The sequence below is a fragment of the Duganella sp. BJB1802 genome (assembly GCF_013369445.1).
GTDB classification, from domain to species: Bacteria; Pseudomonadota; Gammaproteobacteria; order Burkholderiales; family Burkholderiaceae_D; genus Rugamonas; species Rugamonas vulcania_A.
Map to the genome: position 1 here is coordinate 233,930 of NZ_JABWEF010000005.1, position 19,585 is coordinate 253,514.

The 19,585-nt window shown below is 63.1% G+C and carries 18 protein-coding genes; 15 read left to right on the forward strand and 3 right to left on the reverse strand.

Annotation, left to right across the window (positions count from 1 at the left end; genetic code table 11):
* Positions 1-49 precede the first annotated feature (49 nt).
* From HUX88_RS10660 to HUX88_RS10670, 3 genes are read left to right on the forward strand one after another with little or no spacing between them, the layout of a single operon-like run.
* Positions 50-529, forward strand: a complete 480-nt coding sequence (locus HUX88_RS10660) for an acyl-CoA thioesterase (protein WP_117009770.1) — start codon at positions 50-52, stop codon at positions 527-529.
* A 9-nt stretch (positions 530-538) separates the two neighbouring features.
* Entirely contained in the window at positions 539-817 is a 279-nt protein-coding gene (locus HUX88_RS10665; protein ID WP_176361753.1) for a KTSC domain-containing protein, read from the forward strand.
* Between the two features lie 8 nt (positions 818-825).
* On the forward strand, positions 826-1,347 hold the full coding sequence (locus HUX88_RS10670) for an SET domain-containing protein (RefSeq protein WP_176361754.1): 522 nt from the start codon (positions 826-828) through the stop codon (positions 1,345-1,347).
* Here HUX88_RS10670 and HUX88_RS10675 read toward each other — a convergent pair.
* Positions 1,344-1,934, reverse strand: coding sequence for a hypothetical protein (locus HUX88_RS10675; protein ID WP_176361755.1), 591 nt, complete (start codon positions 1,932-1,934; stop codon positions 1,344-1,346). The two genes, HUX88_RS10670 and HUX88_RS10675, sit on opposite strands and share 4 nt — an antisense overlap.
* 346 nt (positions 1,935-2,280) lie before the next feature.
* Between HUX88_RS10675 and HUX88_RS32955 the strand changes: the two genes are divergently transcribed.
* The 5 genes from HUX88_RS32955 to HUX88_RS10695 all read left to right on the forward strand — a co-directional run bounded on the left by HUX88_RS32955 (position 2,281) and on the right by HUX88_RS10695 (position 8,141).
* On the forward strand, positions 2,281-2,661 hold the full coding sequence (locus HUX88_RS32955) for a contractile injection system protein, VgrG/Pvc8 family (RefSeq protein ID WP_373886775.1): 381 nt from the start codon (positions 2,281-2,283) through the stop codon (positions 2,659-2,661).
* An 83-nt stretch (positions 2,662-2,744) separates the two neighbouring features.
* Positions 2,745-5,036, forward strand: coding sequence for a type VI secretion system Vgr family protein (locus HUX88_RS32960; protein WP_373886776.1), 2,292 nt, complete (start codon positions 2,745-2,747; stop codon positions 5,034-5,036).
* A 9-nt stretch (positions 5,037-5,045) separates the two neighbouring features.
* Complete coding sequence (locus HUX88_RS10685; protein ID WP_176361756.1) at positions 5,046-6,764, forward strand: triacylglycerol lipase; 1,719 nt, start codon at positions 5,046-5,048, stop codon at positions 6,762-6,764.
* Complete coding sequence (locus HUX88_RS10690) at positions 6,761-7,840, forward strand: T6SS immunity protein Tli4 family protein (RefSeq protein WP_176361757.1); 1,080 nt, start codon at positions 6,761-6,763, stop codon at positions 7,838-7,840. Before HUX88_RS10685 ends, HUX88_RS10690 begins: the two co-directional genes overlap by 4 nt.
* Before the next feature lie 34 nt (positions 7,841-7,874).
* On the forward strand, positions 7,875-8,141 hold the full coding sequence (locus HUX88_RS10695; RefSeq protein WP_176361758.1) for a PAAR domain-containing protein: 267 nt from the start codon (positions 7,875-7,877) through the stop codon (positions 8,139-8,141).
* Positions 8,142-8,143: 2 nt separating this feature from the next.
* Here HUX88_RS10695 and HUX88_RS10700 read toward each other — a convergent pair whose 3' ends face one another.
* Positions 8,144-10,999 (reverse strand): EAL domain-containing protein, encoded by a 2,856-nt coding sequence (locus HUX88_RS10700; protein ID WP_176361759.1) that lies wholly within the window; start codon positions 10,997-10,999, stop codon positions 8,144-8,146.
* 116 nt (positions 11,000-11,115) lie between these two features.
* Positions 11,116-11,799 (reverse strand): transferase spermidine synthase, encoded by a 684-nt coding sequence (locus HUX88_RS10705; protein ID WP_308937122.1) that lies wholly within the window; start codon positions 11,797-11,799, stop codon positions 11,116-11,118.
* A gap of 216 nt (positions 11,800-12,015) precedes the next feature.
* Here HUX88_RS10705 and HUX88_RS10710 point away from each other — a divergent pair, with 216 nt between their 5' ends.
* The 7 genes from HUX88_RS10710 (at position 12,016) to HUX88_RS10740 (ending at position 19,496) form a co-directional block, all read left to right on the forward strand.
* Entirely contained in the window at positions 12,016-12,291 is a 276-nt protein-coding gene (locus tag HUX88_RS10710) for a hypothetical protein (protein WP_176361760.1), read from the forward strand.
* A gap of 13 nt (positions 12,292-12,304) precedes the next feature.
* Positions 12,305-13,474, forward strand: a complete 1,170-nt coding sequence (locus HUX88_RS10715) for a diguanylate cyclase (RefSeq protein WP_176361761.1) — start codon at positions 12,305-12,307, stop codon at positions 13,472-13,474.
* A 123-nt stretch (positions 13,475-13,597) separates the two neighbouring features.
* Positions 13,598-15,052 carry a Ppx/GppA phosphatase family protein gene (locus tag HUX88_RS10720; protein ID WP_117009775.1) on the forward strand — a complete coding sequence of 485 codons (1,455 nt, stop codon included), beginning with the start codon at positions 13,598-13,600 and terminating at the stop codon, positions 15,050-15,052.
* A 15-nt stretch (positions 15,053-15,067) separates the two neighbouring features.
* A complete protein-coding gene (locus HUX88_RS10725; RefSeq protein ID WP_117009776.1) occupies positions 15,068-15,853 on the forward strand; it encodes an ABC transporter substrate-binding protein in 786 nt (261 codons plus the stop codon).
* Between the two features lie 16 nt (positions 15,854-15,869).
* Positions 15,870-18,497 carry an ATP-binding protein gene (locus HUX88_RS10730; protein ID WP_229219285.1) on the forward strand — a complete coding sequence of 876 codons (2,628 nt, stop codon included), beginning with the start codon at positions 15,870-15,872 and terminating at the stop codon, positions 18,495-18,497.
* Positions 18,494-18,871 carry a response regulator gene (locus HUX88_RS10735; protein WP_117009777.1) on the forward strand — a complete coding sequence of 126 codons (378 nt, stop codon included), beginning with the start codon at positions 18,494-18,496 and terminating at the stop codon, positions 18,869-18,871. Before HUX88_RS10730 ends, HUX88_RS10735 begins: the two co-directional genes overlap by 4 nt.
* A gap of 64 nt (positions 18,872-18,935) precedes the next feature.
* Positions 18,936-19,496 (forward strand): hypothetical protein, encoded by a 561-nt coding sequence (locus HUX88_RS10740; protein WP_176361762.1) that lies wholly within the window; start codon positions 18,936-18,938, stop codon positions 19,494-19,496.
* Positions 19,497-19,585: the final 89 nt, after the last annotated feature.

A 19,585-nucleotide genomic window follows, 5' to 3' on the forward strand; every position in this document is an offset into this window, starting at 1 on the left:
AATGACAAGCTTAGCGGATAGCATGGAGAAAACAACCATGGAGTATGCAATGCAAAAACCGATGAGCTGGACCGCCCACGAACTGAGCATGACCGTCCTGATGACGCCGGACATGGCCAATTTCTCCGGCAACGTCCACGGCGGCACCATCCTTAAATATCTCGACAGCGTGGCCTACGCCTGCGCCAGCCGCTACTCGGGCAGCTACGTGGTGACGCTGTCGGTGGACCAGGTGATGTTCCTTCAGCCCATCCACGTGGGCGAGCTGGTGACCTTCCTGGCGTCGATCAACTACACCGGCCGCACGTCGATGGAGGTGGGCATCCGCGTGGTGACGGAAAACATTCAGCAACGTCTGGTGCGCCACGCGAATAGCTGCTACTTTACGATGGTGGCGGTGGACGAACACCGCAAGCCGGTCGAGGTGCCGACGCTGGTGCCGGAAACCGAAGAGCAGAAACAGCGCTGGGACCAGGCCCTGCTGCGCAAGCAGGCCCGCCAGATGGTGCACGGAGCGCGCAAGGCCTGAGGAGGCTGTATGGAAATGAAACGCATCAACGCCGGCAAGCTGCGCGCCATCGGGTACGATGCGCGCGAGCGCGTGCTGCGGGTGGAGTTCGACGACGGCAGCGCCATCGACTATTCGGGTGTGGGCAACGAGGTGTGGCGCAAGCTGTCGACCTCGGCCGCCGCGTGGAGCTACTACCGCGACAATATCGAAGACGAATTCGCCGGCCGGCGCGACGTGGTGCGCAAGCCCACCAGCCGCGCCGAGCTGGAAGACCTGTTCAAGCCGCCCGGCGGCGACGCCAACTGAGCCGACCTATGTTGACTGAAAATGTGATGGAATCTCCGGCGGTGCTGTCCGATCAGCCGGCGTACGTTGTCAAGACCTCGCCGGTGCACGGGCGGGGCGTGTTCGCCGCCCGCGACATCGCGGTCAGCGAATGCGTGATCGAATACACGGGCCGCGAGATCACCTGGCCCGAGGCGCTGGAGCGCGCGGCCGCGCAGGACATGCCGCACAACCACACCTTCTTCTTCAGCCTGGCCAACGGCAACGTCGTCGACGGCGGCGACCAGGGCAACGAGGCGCGTTTCATCAACCACTCGTGCGAGCCGAATTGCCAGGCCATCGAGGACGAGGGGCGGATCTACATCTACGCGCTGCACGACATCAAATGTGGCGAGGAGCTGAGCTACTCTTATCCGCTGATCTACGAAGGCCGCCACACGCCGGCGATCAAGCGCTCGTTCGCCTGCCACTGCGGCGCGGCCGGCTGCACCGGCACCATGCTGGCGCCCAAGAAGCGCCGCCGCAAGTCGCAGGCCGAAGATCCCGCCTAGGCCGGAAACGCCGCCGCGCGCAGGCCCGAGGCGGCCAGTGGCCCCAGGATGCTCGCGTCCATGCCGATCTTGGCGGCCAGGTCGTTCGCATGGTTGGCGGGGTACAGCACCTGCTCCAGTTGCGGCAGCTCCAGGAAGTGGGCGCGCACCTGCTTGAAAAACTCGGTCTGCTTTCCGGTTTCGTTCCATTCGCGCATGGCCTGCTCCACGACCTTGCTGCGCCAGGCCTGCTGCTCGTCATAGGCCTGCGTGAACGCGGCGCGCTTTTCGTTGATGGTGAAGGTTCCGCTCTCGTCGTTGGAGATGGTGGACAGCTGTTCCCGCGACAGGCCGGCGAACGGATTCGGCTTGCTGCTGTCGTCGACAAAGGCGGTGGCCGCGCTGGCCGAGGCGGCGCTCAGGGCGTCGTTTGGATTCGGGACTTCACGCGCCGCGGCGGCCTTGTGCTCGTCGTCCAGAGGGTAGAGGATGACGTCGATGTTGGCCTGGACCTTGGCGGCCAGCGCATTCCGGCTCAGGCCGCTGTTGGTGCTCCCGGACACTCCCGCCGCGCGCGACAACCGGCCTGCCAGGCTGGATATGGCCACTTCCGGCTCCGCCGATGCCGCGCCGGCCGGCGCGGCATCGGTCGCCTTGCGCGCGCCGTCCGCATGGTCTTGCGCTGTCGGCTGTATCGATCGGGCTGGCGAATGGGGCGGGCTTGCGGAGATTATAAAATTTTCTCAATAGTGCCATTAATACAGTGGCACTATACATTGCCTGGGCGGCTCAATACTCTCCGTTTGTCACGCCCGGTGCAATCGGGAGCGGCCATACCTGACGCAAAGCGGTTGTTGATTGCTGCATCTCAAAAGAGAAAATCTCGGCAGTGACATCATCGGCCACTTGTGCTGCACATCTGTGGTGACAGCCGCGATGAAAGGAGCGCTGAACGTGGACCGCGACAATGACTTCTTCAGCTTCATGGGCCTGGCCAAGGAACTCGTGACCAGCAACCGGCCATTGCGCCTGCGGCTGGACCTGCCGGGAGGCGTCAACGATGACATGCTGCTGCCGCAGCGGGTGTACGGCTCCGAAACGCTGTGCGGCGGCATCGAGTACCGCGTGCTGTGCGTGTCGTCCAACGCGCAACTGCCGCTCAAGCAGATGATCGCCGTGCCGGCCGCGCTGGACTTCGTCACCGACCAGGGCGACCTGCGCAGCGTGTGCGGCATCGTCACCGAGGCCTGCTCGGGCGACAGCGACGGCGGCCTGGCGAGCTACCAGCTGGTGCTGCGCGGCAACGCTGGCGCTGCTGGAAAAGCCTGCGCTTAACGCCCGCGTGTTCCGCAACATGGATTGAAGTGGAGATCGTGCAGCGCATCTGAACGAATGGCGGCAGAACAGTTATCCTGGGCGTGTGCTTCAAGCACGAGCTGGATGAATTCTTCACCATCCGCGAATACCCGCAACGCGAATTCACGATGCAGCACAACGAATCGGACGCGGCCTTCATCCGGCGCCTGCTGAAGCGGCGCGGCATCGGCTGGTATGTGCGCGCCGTCGGCGGCGAATATCCGGTGCACACGCTGGTGCTGTTCAACAACGCCGACAGCCTGCGCCGCAACGCCGCCGGCACCATCAGCTACCACCGCGACGCCGCCACGGAGGAGCGCGACACGATCACCTCCTGGAGCGCGGTGCGCAGCCTGCAAGCCGGCAAGGTGACGCGGCACAGCTGGGACTATCGCAACCCGCTGGGGCGCGACTTCATGATGGCGGATGTGGGCAGCGGCGTGGACCAAGGCGTCCACGGCAACGAACTGGCCGCCAGCCTGGACGACTATCAAATCCTGGCGCCCCATGCGGGCGGCGACAACGAGGACTTGTGCCGCCTCGGCAAGCTGCGCATGAGCCGGCACGATTTCGAGTCGAAATGCTTTCATGGCGAAGGCAGTGTGCGCGACCTGTGCGCGGGGGAGTACTTCACGCTGGCCGAACATCCCGAGGTGGACAGGCATCCGGCCGAGGAGCGGGACTTTGTCGTCACGGCCTTGCAGGTGAATGCACAGAACAACCTGCCCAAGGCGCTGGCGGCGCGCGTGGAGAAGCTGTTCGCCCGCAGCCGGTGGATGCCGGGCGGCCAGGAGCTGCAGATGCAAAGGTATGTGGCGGACAAGGTGGCGTCTGGGCCGCTGCGCATGCACATCCAGTTCACGGCCGTGCGGCGCGGCGTGATCATCGTGCCGGCCTACGATCCGCGCACCGACCTGCCGCAGGCGCTGATGCAAAGCGCGATCGTTGTCGGCCCGAAAGGGGAGGAGGTGCATTGCGACCAAATGGGACGAGTCAAAATCCGCTTCCCCGGCACGCGCGCGGCTGACCACGAGGAAGCCGCCGGCATCGGCGCATCCGATTCCGACCGGGATTCGGCCTGGGTGCGCGTGGCGTCGAACTGGGCCGGCAACGGCCCGGGCAGCCTGCAGCAATGCGGCACCGTCGCCTTGCCCCGCGTAGGGACGGAGGTACTGGTCAACTTCCTCGGCGGCGATCCGGACAAGCCGGTGATCGTCGGGCAGCTCTACAACCAGCAGGCGCAGCCGCCAGCACTCAGCAACGTTGGCGAGTTGCCGGGGAACCGCTACCTCTCCGGTATCAAGAGCCGTGAGATCAAGGGCACGCGTGGCAATCAGCTTCGGCTGGACGACACCGAGGGGGAGATTAGTGCGCAACTCGCCAGCGATCATGGTCATAGCGCACTGAACCTTGGTTTTCTGACCCAGCCGAGAGCGCAGGGCGCTGCTAAGTCGCGAGGCGAGGGGGCCGAACTCAGGAGCGATAAGGTGGTCTCGGTTCGCGGCGCCAAAGGCGTTTTGATCACCGCGAGCGGCCAGCCCAATGCCAGCGGATCGCTACTAAGTCGAGAAGAACTGTCGAGCACTGCGGAGCTGTCTCAGCAGGTAGCGCAGCAGCTTTCCACGTTGGCGGAAAAACATGCGGAAGATTCTGTGGACGGCCCCGAACTCGGCGAACTGGTGGGGCGAATAAAGAAGATGGATGGAGATGGCGAACCGATTGTCGCCGTGAGCGCACCGGCGGGTGCGTTCATTGGGAGCCAGCAATCGCTCGCGCTAGGAGCGAGGTCCACTGTAGACATGGTTAGCGTTACCGATACGCATATCGGTGCCGGCCGCGACTTGATGCTAAGAGCAACTCGCGGCATAAGCATGTTCGCTTTCAAACTCGGTATCAAATTAATCGCCGCCAGCGGAAATATTCGGATTCAGTCACAAGGCGGAGACGTTGAGATCACTTCATTGAAACGCATCAAGTTAATTGCTAACGAAGGCATTGAGCTTCAGGCGCCTGCCGTAAAGTTCGTCGCCCAAGGATGCCAGATCAACTACGGCGGCGGAGCGATAACCCAGCAAAGCAGCGGTGTTTATACGATCAAGTCTTCCAAGTTCGTTCATGAGGCCGGGGGCGATGGTTCACCAGAAAATCTGAATCTTCCCAGTACTGAAGTCACACACGACCAGCAAGTTTTAGTGACTGATCTACGCACTGACGAGCCAATCGCAAGTCGGAAATATCGAATCATGTTGGAAGACGGTCAGGTGTTCGAGGGGGTAACGAATAATTCGGGGCTTACCGAAAAATTTAGTACCAAATTGGCATTTTCTTCGTACCAAATAGAATTGTTGGATTAAGGGTGTGATATGGCAACTCAACTGGGAGTCAATATCGCGAGCGGCGGCCTTATTGCCAAGGGATGCTGTACGCCGACAGAGGACAAGAGTCCTCAAAAGATGTCTGTGCCGCCTAAGCGAGTTATTCCAGTAATTTTTCTGCCGGGGATTATGGGATCAAACCTGCGTAACACAGCGAATCGGCAGCAAGAATTAGGAAAATCTGACAATATCGCATGGCGACCGGACAGGGCTGATGCGATGTTGCCGTTGATAAATGCTAGCCCAGCAAGACGACAGCTCCAGTTGGATCCGAGAGCGACAGAGGTCGATATTTATGACCCACAAAAGAATCTTACCGGAACCCCCAAGGAGACCGCAGCTAAGCGTCACGAAATTCCTTTTTTTTATATGAATTTGGAAGGAGGCAATGAAACCCCACTTCTTGTTGATGACCCAGTTGGAACTAAAAATTTCAAAACAAAAGAAATGAAAGCAATGGAACGGGGCTGGGGAGAAGTGCTATTTAGTAGCTATGGGCTAATTTTGCAACAATGCGAAGCAATGCTGAATAGTAGCCATCCCTGGTTACTCGGCGAAGTATTGAATACTGATCCTGCTAAATGGGGGGCATCGTCGCAAACGCAGATGAAGGCTATAACGGATGATGAGTTCAAAAAAATCACAGCTAACTGCTGGTATCCGGTACATGCGATGGGCTACAACTGGCTGATGTCTAATCGGGATTCAGCGCGGCTTGTCAGTGCACGGATTAGAACTTTAATGGAAAAATATCGTGAGAAGTATCAATGTGAAAAAGTAATTCTCGTGACGCATTCGATGGGCGGGCTTCTAGCACGAGCGTTGATACACCCAGAAATGGGGAATCTTCAGTCTGAGGTACTTGGGGTAGTTCACGGCGTCATGCCCGCTGCGGGTGCTGCTGCGGCCTATAAGCGTATGCGTGCTGGGACTGACGAGGGAACGTTGGGAATGAGCGTTGCCGCGCGAATACTTGGTAACTATGGCTCTGAAGTGACTGCTGTATTGGCAAATGCTCAGGGGGGACTTGAGCTTCTCCCAAGCCGCGCATACGGGAACGGTTGGCTTGAAATTTTTCAAAATGACCAACTGCTCCAGAGCTTGCCGATAAATAACGATCCATACGGCGAGATATATTCTTTACGGAGCGAATGGTATCGTCTTATCCGTGAGGAATGGATTAATCCGGCACGTCGAAGTGGCCCGGACTTCGATCGCACTTGCGAGCTAATCGGTCTCGCTGGATCATTTCATGACAGTATTGCCGCAACGTACCACCCTGTCAGCTATGCGCATTACAGTGCAGAGGTAGCTCGACCTTCTTGGGCAAAAGTAAGCTGGGATCTGGATAAGAAGTACCGCAGCGTTCAATGGGAGTCATTACATATTCTGGCAGACAAGGAGAAGGGAGAGTTCGAACTCTTCGAGGCCGATGCAGATACCATTAATACCGATGGATCAACTCCCCGTAAACCACCGGCGAAGGCGGTGTCGTTCACGGTGACCGTTGGGGTCAATGGCGGCCCCGGCGATCAAACTGTCCCGCTACGCTCCTCTGAGCAACAACTTTTGAGCGGAAAATTTAGTGGAGTTTTTCGTCAAGTAGGCTACGAACATCAAAATAGCTACAAAAGCTGGCCGGCTATATATTCAACAATCTACAGCCTTCTTCGCATTGCTGCGACAATGAAATGGGGGCATCCATGATCGGCGGACGCTTGCGATTTTATTTGGCTTGTACATTTTTATGTGCCGGGTCGATATTTTTATGTTTTAAAATTTCTAACCAAGGTGCGCTAGGAGGAAATATGCCTGAAACGTCGCGTATCGCTAAATTATTTGAGAACACTCGCACTGTTTGCATAGGTAGGTTCCTTATCGATGTTCCCATTGATGCGGAGATAGTCTACGGTCCTTCTGAGGTGCCATATCCGGTTAGGGTGTATCCCGGTAAAGCAAATGAGATGGAGAAACTTGTCGCGGATAGGTTGGTTGAGATACAGAAGGCAAAGCCCGACGTATATGGCGCACTCGCCGCTAAGGATTCGATGTTTGGCAAGATGATCAATGGCGTTATGCCTGGACAAAAGATCTTATTTGGAGCCAGCGCAGGGAGTTTTGCGTTTTATAGCATCGAATCTTATGTAAAGTCAGAAGAGGATGTCCTTATGCAGGAGGCCGAAGCCATGGGAGCTCCAGAGAAGTACGGCAAGGTTCTTACAGAACTTAATTCGATGGCCCCTCTGTTTCGCAGCCGCCGCAACATGGCGATTCCCGCTGAGAGCGGCGTTTGTATTGAAGATGGGTTTATCAAAGATGCTGGGAAACCGATCTTCGAGATGGTGGGGGTGGGTGTGAGATTGACGAACTTTCCCGACGTGCACTTTTCTCTTTCAACAACCAACAAAGATATTCTTGTGCCCTCCGACGCTCTGGAGCCGAGGCTCAAGCAGGCTGAACAGATCGCTAAGGATCGAGGCGAGGGGGCTTGGTATAAGCGGATCAAAAATTTGAGACAGGGGAAACGCGAGATTGGCCGATGGGTTGGCTATGAAGTATTGGTTAGAATGCCTGCGCAAGCGGCGGCAGGAGAGTCTCACGAATTTGCATTTGTTAGCCAGGGCGAGCCGAACAATCCATATCTGCCAGTGCTTGATCTGGAACTGCACTCGGGAATTCGAGGTAATCAGATTGGCGGTGCCAAGCCCAGCGTCACAGATGAGGAAGCGGTGGCCATCTGGGATAAGCTCACATCGTCTATCCGAGTGCGTCCTTATCAGTGAAATCTAACTCCTATCCAAGTCGAGGAGGTTGAAAATGCCGAATGTAATTCGAGTGGGCGATCCTACATCGCACGGTGGTAAGGTTGTTGCGAGTACTGTTCCTTATTTTACAGTCAGCGGAAAGGCCGTCGCTCTAGTTGGAGATAAATGCGTTTGCCCGATCAGCGGACACCAAAATTGCACCATCGCTAGTGGAAATCCCAAGCATCTAATCAATGGTAAAGCAGTTGCTTATGATGGCGACAAGACGAGTTGCGGCGCAACGCTGATCTCCACAGTTGATAACTTTTCATCGGGATAAAATTAGCCGGAATTTCCATGGCTTACCGGCAGCAAATTTCTGCCCTCGGCCAGCATCCCCTCAAACGCCGCCGCCGGCACCGGCTGGCTGAAGTAGTAGCCCTGGATCTCGTCGCAGCCGTGCAGCCTCAGGTAGTCCAGCTGCGCGGCGGTCTCCACGCCCTCGGCGATCACGCGCAGCTTGAGGTTGTGCGCCAGCGCGATGATCGACACCACGATGGCCGCCTCGTCACCATCGCCGATGTCGCTGACGAAGGAGCGGTCTATCTTCAGCACGTCGATCGGGAACCTGCGCAGATAGGAAAAGCTCGAATACCCGGTGCCGAAATCGTCGATCGACAACGCCAGTCCCAGCCCCTTCAACTTGTGCAGCAGCTCCACCGCCAGCGCCACGTCGTGCATGAACAGCCCCTCGGTCAGCTCGATGTCCAGGCAGGACGGCGGCAGGCCGGTCCGCTCCAGCACCTCCGCGATCGAGGCCAGCAGGTTGGGCTCGCCGAACTGGCGCGGCGACAAATTGACCGCGATCCGCAGCGCCCCGAACCCCGCGTCCTGCCACGCCTTGGCCTGCGTACACGCGGTCCGCAGCACCCACGCGCCGATCGGCACGATCAGGCCGGTCTCCTCGGCCAGTCCGATGAAGCGGTCGGGCGCCACCATGCCCAGCTCGGGATGCCGCCAGCGTATCAGCGCCTCCATGCCGACGATGCGGCCGCTGCCCAGGTCCACCTGCGGCTGGTAGTGCAGCACGAACTCGTCGCGCTCCAGCGCGCTGCGCAGCGCCGTCTCGATGCGTATCCGCTCCAGCGCCTCCTCGTTCATGGCCGGCTGGTAGAACTGCGTGTTGTTGCGGCCCAGCTTCTTGGCGCGGTACATGGCGATGTCCGCGTGCTCGATCAGGCGCTGCGCCGGCGTGCCGTCCGAATCGTACACCGCCACGCCGATCGAGCAGGTGACGAAGAATTCCTTCCCCTCCAGCAGCACCGGCTGCGCCACCGCCCGCATGATGCGCTGCGTGACGTCCACCGACAGCGCCTCGTCCGGGTATTCGGTCAAGATGGCGACGAACTCGTCGCCCGACAGCCGCGCCACGGTGTCGCTCTCGCGCACGCTGTCCCGCAGGCGCTGGGCCACGGTCTTGAGCAGCTGGTCGCCGGCCTTGTGCCCCAGGCTGTCGTTGACGAACTTGAAGCGGTCCAGGTCGATCAGCATGACCCACAGCGGGTTGCCGCTGCGGTTGGCGAAGGCGGCCGCCTGCGTCAGCCGGTCCTGCAGCAGCACGCGGTTGGGCAGGCCGGTCAGCACGTCGTGGTGGGCGATGTGGTGGATGCGCTGCTCGGACTGCTTGCGCTCGGTGATTTCGGTGCCGGTGCCGCGATAGCCCTTGAACACGCCGTCCGGGTCGAACAAGGGTTCGCCGCTGATGCTGAACCAGTGCAGCTGGCCGTCGGTGCCGGCCAGCGCGTATTCGAAATTGAGGAAGGGCAGGTGGGCCTGCAGCAGCGCGATGTGGTCCTGGCCCCAGCGCGCCTGCCGCATCTCGGGATGGTGTTCCCAGCGCGTCTTGCCCATGAAATGGTCCGGGTCCTGCTTGCCCTTGTCGAAGAAGCCGCCGGTGATGCTGGTGAAGCGGAACTGCTCGTCCTGCTCCCAGTACCAGTCGGACGACAGCGCCAGCAGGCGGCGGAAGCGCAGCTCGCTTTCCTGCAGCGCCTGCTCGGTGCGCTTGCGGGCGGCGACGTCGTCGTTCAGGCGCTCGTTGCTGAGCTGGAGCGCGCGGGTGCGCTCGTCCACCAGCCGCTGCACCCGCGCCGAGCGCCGCGCCAGCGAGTTGACGAAGGCCGCCGTCAGCAGCGAGAACAGCAGGCCGCCCAGCAGCGTGGACAGCGAACCCAGGTGACTGGCCAGGAAAGGACGCGGCAGCGGCGTCACCTGCACGTGCCAGGCCTTGCCGGCCGCGCTGAAGGTGCGGGTGTAGACGTCGTGGTAGTCGAACGCCAGCCAGCGCTGCAGCGGCTTGGCCGCCACCGTCTGTCCGACCGGCTGGCCCAGGCTGTAGATCAAGTTGTCCGGCCGGACATCGTCGCCCACGTACACCCGCACCACCAGCGAGCTGTCGTCCAGCAGGCCGGCGGCGTGCAATATTTTGTGGATCAAGTCGGTGGAGCGGATGACGGCGCCGGTGTTGCCTATCCACGCCGCGCGCCGCTGTTCGGCGGTGGCGGTCTGCGCGCCCGGCCGGTAGACCGGCATCAGCAGCACGAAGCCTTTCTGGTTGCCCCGTTCCTGCACCAGCCTCAGCAGTGGCGTGGCCAGCGTGGTGCCGGCCGCCACCGCCTGGTTGATGGTGTTGGACATCGGCCCCAGCGACATCACGTCCAGTCCGAACGCCGCCTCGTTGCCCCGCATCGGTTCCAGATAATCGACGATGGCGTGCAGCGGACGCGACGACAGCGGCACGCGGCCGCCGTCGAACATGGTGTAGCCGGGATAGCGTTCCCGCAGCGCGGCCTCGTGGCGGCGCGCCTCGTCGTCGGTCAGCACGCGGTGGAAATTGAAAGCTTGCACGAAAGGATAGCGCGCCAGCAGCGGCCGGGTGAAGTCGCCGAACTGCTCGCGGCTGACCGGACCCACCGACTTGAATAGATCGTTGAGGATGGTGACCAGCTCCAGCGTGTCGTCCAGGCCGCTGCGGATGGCGACCGCGCGCGCCTGGGCGCGCTGCTGGAAAGCGAGCTCCATCTTGCCGTATTCCAGCGCGCTGACGGCCACGAACAGCATGCCCGTCACGGCCAGTCCGGTCACCAGCGTCAGCATGGCGGCCAGCGAGATCGGCGGCGACTTGGAAAACAGCGACATGCGGCGCTTTCGGGGTGGAGACGGCGGGGCTGGCGGATGAGCCTAGTGTGGCATAACTCATGCCCCCGGGACAGTCATTGGCCCCTGGATTGTCTTATACAAGCCACGTTTTCAGCCTAGCCCGCCCCGGAGCGCCCATGGTTCCAGCGCAGCCGCAGCACGATCCAGTGCGCCAGCAGGCGGTTGAGCAAGGCAAAGCCCAGGCCGTGGCTGCGCGCCACTTTCCGCTGCATGGCCAGCGCCGGCGACGGCTTGCCGCCCTTGACCGCGAACAGGATGCGGTTGTTGCCGGCGATGCCACGGAACCAGCAGATGCGGCCCTGGAAGGTCTCGCGCAGGCGCCGCAGCATGGGCCCGTACTGCGGATCGTAGCTGAAGATGTTGGCCACCATCACGCCGCCGGGCCGCAGCGCGCGCCGGCAGTCGGCGTAGAAGCTGGCGCTGCCCAGCGCCGGCGGCAGGCCGTCGGCGTCGAAGCCGTCCACCAGCAGCACGTCGGCCGCGCCGCCGAGCGTGGCCATGTAGGCGGCCGCGTCGGCCTGGATGATGCGGAAGCGGGCGTTGTCGCGCGGGATGGCGAACTGATCGCGCAGCGCGATCACGTCGGCGCGCAGCTCCAGCACGGTGATGCGGCTGTGCGGCAGGTAGCGGTAACAGAACTTGGCCAGCGAACCGCCGCCCAGCCCGACCATGACGATGTGCTCGGGTTTGGGATGGAACAGCACGAAGCACATCATGGCGCGCGCGTAGCTGAGCACCAGGTCGTCCGGCCGCGACAGCCGCATCTCGCTCTGGATCATGCCGGGCTGGAATTCCAGCGAACGTTTGTCGCCGCGCGTATGGACTTGCGGCCGGTGGGAGGACTGGGTCAAGGGGCGTATTGTGGATTTACGGGGGCGTTTTATAGTAGCATGCCGGCCAGTAAGCCACATTGCATTTACAGAAGCAACAATTGTAGGTACATTGGCGATAGCACAGGCCAGCCCCTTCCGGCGGCCCCCATGGAGAACGAGACGATGTTTTTAGACCACCCTACGCTGACCGCCACCAACAGTTTCACCGAGCCAGACCGCCTGGAGCGCCTGACCCGCGTCTACGGCTATGTGGTGGCGCTGGCCGACATGGCCGGCAAGCAGGCCTTCATCGAGAAAGTCAGCCAGCTGCACGACCACAAGGGCACGCTGATCGTGTTCTGGCACGACACCCCGACCGAGGACGAAAAAGCCTACTTCGCCCAGGCCTGGGCCAGCAAGATGGGCGACGGCAGCACCAACGTCGAGCACGAGGTCTGACCCGCCGCAGGTCATGGATATAAAAACCCTGGTACTGGCGCTGGCGCTGGGCAATCTGAGCCTGTGCGCGGCGCTGTTCTTTTATGAGCAGGAGCGGCGCCGCGCCGGCCTGGCGCCGGCCAGTTCCACCTGGGGCATGGCCAAGCAGTGCCAGGCCGTGGCCTGGGCCCTGCTGTACCTGCGCGGCACGCTGCCGGACTTCCTGACCATCCCGATCGCCAACGGCCTGCTGTTCGCCGGCTTCGCGCTGGACGCCTCCGCGTTGTGGGAGCAGGCCGGCCGCCGCGTGTGGCGGCGCTACCTGCTGCCGGCGCTGGGCGCGGCGTGCGGCGTGTTCACCGGCGCCTGGCTGCTGGAACTGCCGCCCGCCGACCGCATCGCCGTCGGCTCGCTGGCGATCGGCCTGTTTGCCATCGCCGGCGCCGCCGCGCTGGGCCGCAGCTGGAGCGCCGGCACGCTGCTGCGGCGCTACCTGGTGCTGTCCTCGCTGCTGCTGGCGCTGGCCGTGATGGCGCGCGGCCTGCTGACGCTGCTGGTGCCGGAGGGCTGGGGCTGGGTCAGCCCGGCCATCGTCCAAGGCGTGGGCATCGGTGCGCTGTACCTGATGATGATCAACAGCGCCTTCGCCTGGCTGCTGCTGGGCCGCGAACAACAGCTGGCCGAGCTGGCGCGGCTGGAGGTGGTCGACGCGCTGACCGATGTGCCCAACCGGCGCGGCTTCTACCAGACGCTGACGCCGTGGATCGCGCTGGCGCGCCGGCCCGGCCTGCCGACCGCGCTGATCATCCTCAACCTCGACCACTTCAAGCGCGTCAACGACAGCTACGGCCATCCGGTGGGCGACCAGGTGCTCAAGGCCATGGTCGACGTCTGCAAGAAGCAGCTGCGCGACAGCGATTTGATGGGCCGCCTGGGCGGCGCCGAATTCGCCATCCAGCTGCCGCGCACCTCGCAGGAGGACGCGCTGATGGTGGCCGAGCGTATCCGCAACGCGGTCGCCGCGCTGCCGGTCAAGGCCGGGAAGGCCGTCATCAACATGACCGCCAGCCTGGGCGTGACCACCATCCGCGCCGACGACACCACCGTCAGCCTGTTCAAGCGCGCCGACGAGGCGCTGCAGGCGGCCAAGCAGGCGGGCCGCAACCGCGTGGCCGAGGCGCAGGCGGGCACGCTGCCTGCGTGAATAGCCACACCGCTGTCATCAGCCGGTAACAAACTGCGCTTATCGTGATTATAATCATGTAAATCGTTTAGTTTGATTCACCCGCGAGCCTTCGTTGCCGTGTGCCGAGAGAGGCTTCCAAATATGTACGCAGCAGTAGATCTGGGTTCCAACAGTTTTCGCCTCCACATCGGCAAGCATGACGGGGAGGCGATCCGCGTCCTGAAGTCCGTGCGCGAGCCGATCCGCCTGGCCGCCGGCCTGGACGAACAAGGCAACCTGACCCCCGCCGCCATGCAGACCGCGCTGGCCTGCCTGAAGAACTTCCGCGCCGTGCTGGCCGCCTACCGCCTCGACGGCGTGCGCGTGGTCGCCACATCGGCCATGCGCGTGGCGCGCAATTCCGCCGCCTTCCTGCCCGAGGCCGAACTGGCCATCGGCTACCCGATCGAGATCATCTCCGGCGAGGAGGAGGGGCGCCTGATCTACATGGGCGTGGCCAACGCGCTGGCGCTGCCGGGCGAACGGCGGCTGGTGATCGACATCGGCGGCGGCTCCACCGAACTGATACTGGGGCGCGGCCAGGAAATCGAGCAGGTCGAATCGTTCAGCGTCGGCACGGTCAAGCAAAGCCTGTCGTTCTTCATCGGCGGCCGGGTCGACGCGCCGTCGTTCGAGGCGGCCATCCTGTCGGCGCGCAGCCATTTCGAGGACGCCGCGCCGCCTTACCATCCGCAGTTCTGGAAGCAGTGCTACGGCTCGTCCGGCACCGCCCGCACCATCGCCGACATCATCGTCAAGAACGGCATCGGCCGCGAAGTCAACGCCGAAACCCTCAGCGCCCTCAAACAGCGCTTCATCGAATTCGGCCACGTCAGCCGGATCGAGATGGCGGGCCTGCGTCCCGACCGCGCCGCCACCATCATCGGCGGCCTGGCGATTTTGATCGGCCTGGTGCGCGAGCTCGATATCCCGGTGGTGCAGCCGATCGAGGCCGGCCTGCGCATGGGCGTGATGTGGGACCTGCACCTGCGTTCGACCAAGCGTGACCGCCGCGAGCAATCGGTGAAGGCCTGTCTGCTCAAGTTCCATTGCGATGAACGGCGCGCCAACCGTGTGGCCGACGACGCGCTGGCCCTGTACGCGCAGACCAAGCCGTCCAGCGACCAGTACACCCGCCATCTGTACTGGAGCGCGCTGCTGCACGAGATGGGCATGGTGGTGTCGCACACCGGTTACCACAAGCACGCCGCCTACATGATCGAGAACGCCGACCTGCCGGGCTTCACCTCGCGCGAGCAGAAGACCATGGCGCGCCTGATCGCCGCCCACAAGGGCAACCTGCGCAAGGTGGTCGACGCGCTGACGGAGCCGGATTTCACCAGGGCGGTGGTGGCGCTGCGGCTGGCGGTGCTGTTCATGCACTCGCGGCTGGATATCGACTTCACCCTGATCAAGCTGCGCATGAAGAACCGCATCGAGCTGGAAATCCGCCGCGAATGGATAGGCGACCATCCGACCCTGTCGTACTGGCTGGAGAAGGAGCAGGAGCAGTGGGATGAAGTTGGGGTAGACTTCAGCATACGCACTATCGGCTGATCGCCAGGGAGGTCTATGAGGAAGCACGGCATACATCGCAGCTGCGCCGGCGCGCTGTTGGCGCTGTCGTTGCTGTCTCCGGCCGCTGGCGCCGCCGGCAAGGAGACGGTCGCCCTGTGCTTCGAGCAGCAGGACGTTCTGCCGTGGCGCACCAGGCAGGGCGGCGGCCTCAATTTCGCGCTGCTGAAGATGGTCGAGCAGCAGCTCGACATCCGCTTCGATTACCAGTCCGTCCCGTGGAAGCGCTGCCTGGCCGAGCTCAAAGCCAACGCCGTCGACGGCGCCTTCGCCGTCAGCTACAAGCCGGACCGGCGCGAGCTGGGCGAGTACCCCGGCGGCCAGCAGATCGACGCCAGCAAACGCATGCACATTGATAGCTACATGGTGGTGCGTAGAAAAGGCAGCAAGGTGGAATGGGACGGCAAGAGCTTCCACAACCTCGATGGCGCCATCGGCTTCCAGCTCGGATACTCGGTGGGCGACGTGCTGCGCGCGCAGAACGTCGAGGTGGACGAGGGCAGCCAGCGCGCCGACGAGTTGGCGCGCAAGCTGATCGCCGGTCGCGTGGCGGCGGCGGCCATCGGCGGCAGCGACGCCAACGGCTTGATGCACGGCCCGCTGGCGCCGCAACTGGAGGAGCTGCCGATCCCCATCATCGAAAAGCCGTACTTCCTGATCCTCTCGCACGGCATGGTGGCGGCGCGCCCGCAGCTGGCGGAGCGCATCTGGCGCGCCATCGAGGAAGCCCGCAACAGCGCGGCCTACCGCAAGCTGGAAGCGGCCGAGGGAGTGCGCCATTGATACGCGGGGCCCTGCATTGAGCGGCGGCCCGCTGGCGCGGCTGCGCAGCGCATGGCGCCGCAACATCCTGCTGCGGCTGGGGTTCGGCATCTTCGTCTCCGTGACGCTGTCGACCGCCATCTACACCACCTACGTGCTGCAGACGCTCAAGAGCGAGGCCGAACAGAACCTGCGCGAACGCGCCGAGCGGCTGGCGGCGGTGCTGTCGCAGGCGCTGGCGCGACCGCTGTTCGACATCAACAGCGCGGCCGTCTCCAGCGTGGTCGACGCCTCCGGCGCGACGCCGGAAGTGCTGGTGCTGCGGGTGCTGGCGCCCAACGGCGCGGAACTGGCCAGCTACGTCTCGCCGCTGCGCGAGCCGGTGGCCGCGATCAAGGTGCGGCGCGACATCCGCTTCACCGACGTGCGGCGCAGCTATGCGGTCGGCTCGATCGAGCTGGCCTTCTCGCGCCAGCAGATCGACCAGGACCTGCGGCGCCAGCTTTACAACACGGTGGCGGCCAACCTGCTGCTGGCGCTGGGCATCGTGCTGTCGATCTTCGTGGTGGGCCGGCGCGCCGCGCGGCCGTTCGCCGATATCCAGGCCGGCCTTGAGAAACTGACGCGCGGCGAGACCGACATCAAACTGTCCGGCATCGATCGCGAAGACCAGGTGGGCCGGCTGTCCGGCGCCGTGCTGCGCTTCCGCGATACGCTGACCCGCCTGCGCGACGCCGAATCCGAGCTGCGCGAATTGAACAGCGACCTCGAACTGCGCATCGCCGCCCGCACCCGGGAAGTGACGACCTCCCTGCGGCAGCTGGGCGACAGCCAAGCCAAGCTGCAGACCATCCTGGACACGGCGCTCGACGCGGTGGTTCGCATGGACCTGGCCGGCCGCATCGTCGGCTGGAACGCGCAGGCCGAGCGCATCTTCGGCTGGAGCCGCGAGGAGGCGCTGGGACTGGCGCTGGACCAGACCATCATCCCGCCGCGCTACCGCTACGACCACCGGCGCGGCATCCAGCGCTACATGGCCGGCAACGGCCCGGCAAAGGTGCTCGACACGCGCATCGAAGTGGCGGCGCTGCGCCGCGACGGCAGCGAGTTCCCGATCGAGCTGGCGATCACCCACGTCAGGTCGGAAGGGCCGGACAACGTCGAGTTCTGCGCCTTCATCCGCGACATCAGCGACCGCCGCGAGCGCGAACAGAAACTGGTCAACGCCAACATCGCGGCGGAGGCGGCCAACGTCGCCAAGTCCGAGTTCCTGGCCAATATGAGCCACGAGATCCGCACGCCGATGAGCGCCGTGATCGGCATGGCCTACCTGGCGCTGCGCACCGAGATGACGCCCAAGCAGTTCGACTACATCAGCAAGATCCACCGCGCCGCCTTGTCGCTGCTGGGGATCATCAACGACATCCTGGATTTCTCCAAGATCGAGGCGGGGCGGCTGGACGTGGAGGCCATCCCGTTCGCGCTGGAGGACGTGCTGGCCCACGTCTCCAGCGTGACCGCGCAGCGCGCCGAGGACAAGCGCCTGCGCTACCTGGTCACGACCGCGCCCGGCGTGCCGCGCTACCTGGTGGGCGATCCGCTGCGATTGGGGCAGGTGCTGGTCAACCTGGTCAACAACGCGGTCAAGTTCACCGCCGAGGGCGAGCTGGAATTGCGCTGCGAGCCGGGCCCGGACAGTGCGCCGGACGGCCAGGCCACGCTGCGCTTCTCGGTGCGCGACACCGGCATCGGCATGACGCAGCAGCAGAAGGCCAAGTTGTTCCGCGCCTTCAGCCAGGCCAACGGCTCGACCACGCGCCACTACGGCGGCACCGGCCTGGGGCTGTCGATCTCGCAGCAGCTGGTGCGGCTGATGGGCGGTCGCATCGATGTCGAGAGTGAACCGGACTTTGGATCGACCTTCCATTTCGAGCTGCGGTTCGCGCTGTCCGACGCGGCGGCGGTGTCGGTGCAGGCGGCCGTGCATCAGGGGCCGGTGGGCGACCTGACCTTGCTGGCGTCGCCGCGCCGCGCCGCGCGCGTGCTGCTGGCGGAGGACAGCGCCGACAACCAGGATGTGATGGTGGAGCTGCTGGAGCTGCAAGGCATCGTGGTCGACGTGGCGGGCAACGGCCGCGAGGCGCTGGACCTGCTGATGGCCGCCGGCCCGGACGTGTACGACCTGGTGCTGATGGACCTGGGCATGCCGCTGATGGACGGCCACGAGGCCACGCGCCTGCTGCGCCAGGACAGCCGCTTCAACGAGCTGCCGGTGATCGCCGTGACCTCGCACGCGCTGGCCGGCGTGCAGGCGCAGTGCATGGACGAGGGCATGCAGGACTACATCACCAAGCCGGTCGATCCGCAGCGCCTGTATGGCGCGCTGTCGCGCTGGCTGGGATTGTCGATGAAGGCGCTGCCGCCGGTGCCGCCGCGCGCCGAACCGGGCACCGTCGACGCGCGCCAGGCGCTGGCCGAGCTGCGCGCGCTGCTGGCGGAGTTCAGCGGCGACAGCGTGGATTATTTCGGCAGCGTGCGCGCCTCGCTGGCGACGCTGCTGCCGGCGGCGGCGATGACCCGCCTGGCCAATCACATGGCGCATTACGAATTCGAGGCCGCTGGCAAGCTGCTGGCGGCGGTCGCACAGGAACAGGAGGATTCATGAACGTCAAAGCCAACCGTCCCACGATACTGATCGTCGACGATACGCCGGACAACATCACGCTGCTGGCCAATCTGCTGAAGGACAAGTACAACACCAAGGTCGCCACCAGCGGCGCGACGGCGCTGCAGATCGTCGCCGCATCGCCGGTGAACCTGATCCTGCTCGACATCATGATGCCGGACATGGACGGCTTCGAGACCTGTCGCCGCCTGAAGGCCGATCCCCACAGCAGCGGCATACCGGTGCTGTTCCTGACCGCCAAGAGCCTGGCCGAGGACGAGGCCATGGGGCTCAGCCTCGGGGCCGTGGATTTCCTGCGCAAGCCCGTAAACCCCGATGTTTTGTTTGCCCGCGTCGCCTTGCATTTGCGGTAAAACAAGCAAAAACATCATAAATGATATATATTGTTTATATTGTTGAATAAAAAATGGAGTTGGTATGAATAAAACCGTCAATGGCCTCCTGAATGGGAAAGCCCCCGCGCTGCCGAAGAAACCGGCCGTGAAACCAGCCGCCAAGGCTGCCGCCAAGCCGGTGGCCAAGGCCGCCGTGAAGCCCGTGGCAGCCAAGCCGGCCGCCGCGAAAGCCGCCCCCAAGGCCGCCGCCAAGCCAGCCGTCAAGGCCGCGCCTAAAGCAGCCCCTAAGGCCGCGCCTAAAGCCGCCGCCAAGGCAGCACCCAAGGCCGCCGCCAAGCCAGCGCCTAAGGCAGCCGTCAAGGCCGCGCCGAAGGCAGTGGTGGCCAAGCCGGCCCCGGTGGACGCCGTCAAGGAAAAAACCCGCAAGGAAAAGCTGGTGCGCGACAGCTTCACCATGCCGGAAGCGGAATACGCGGTCCTCGGCCAGGTCAAGAAAGCCTGCCTGAAAGCCGGTTTCGAGATCAAAAAGAGCGAACTGCTGCGCATCGGCGTCGCCCTGATCAGCCAGATCGACCTTGCCACGCTGCAAAATGTGTTGTCCGGCCTGCCGCAACTGAAGACCGGCCGTCCAAAAAAAGACTAAATAAAAAACAACACTTCGGCCCATGTCACGGAACTGACACCACCTTGTCATTTTCCTGAAGTATTCGACCGTTACGCTTGCTTCGTCTC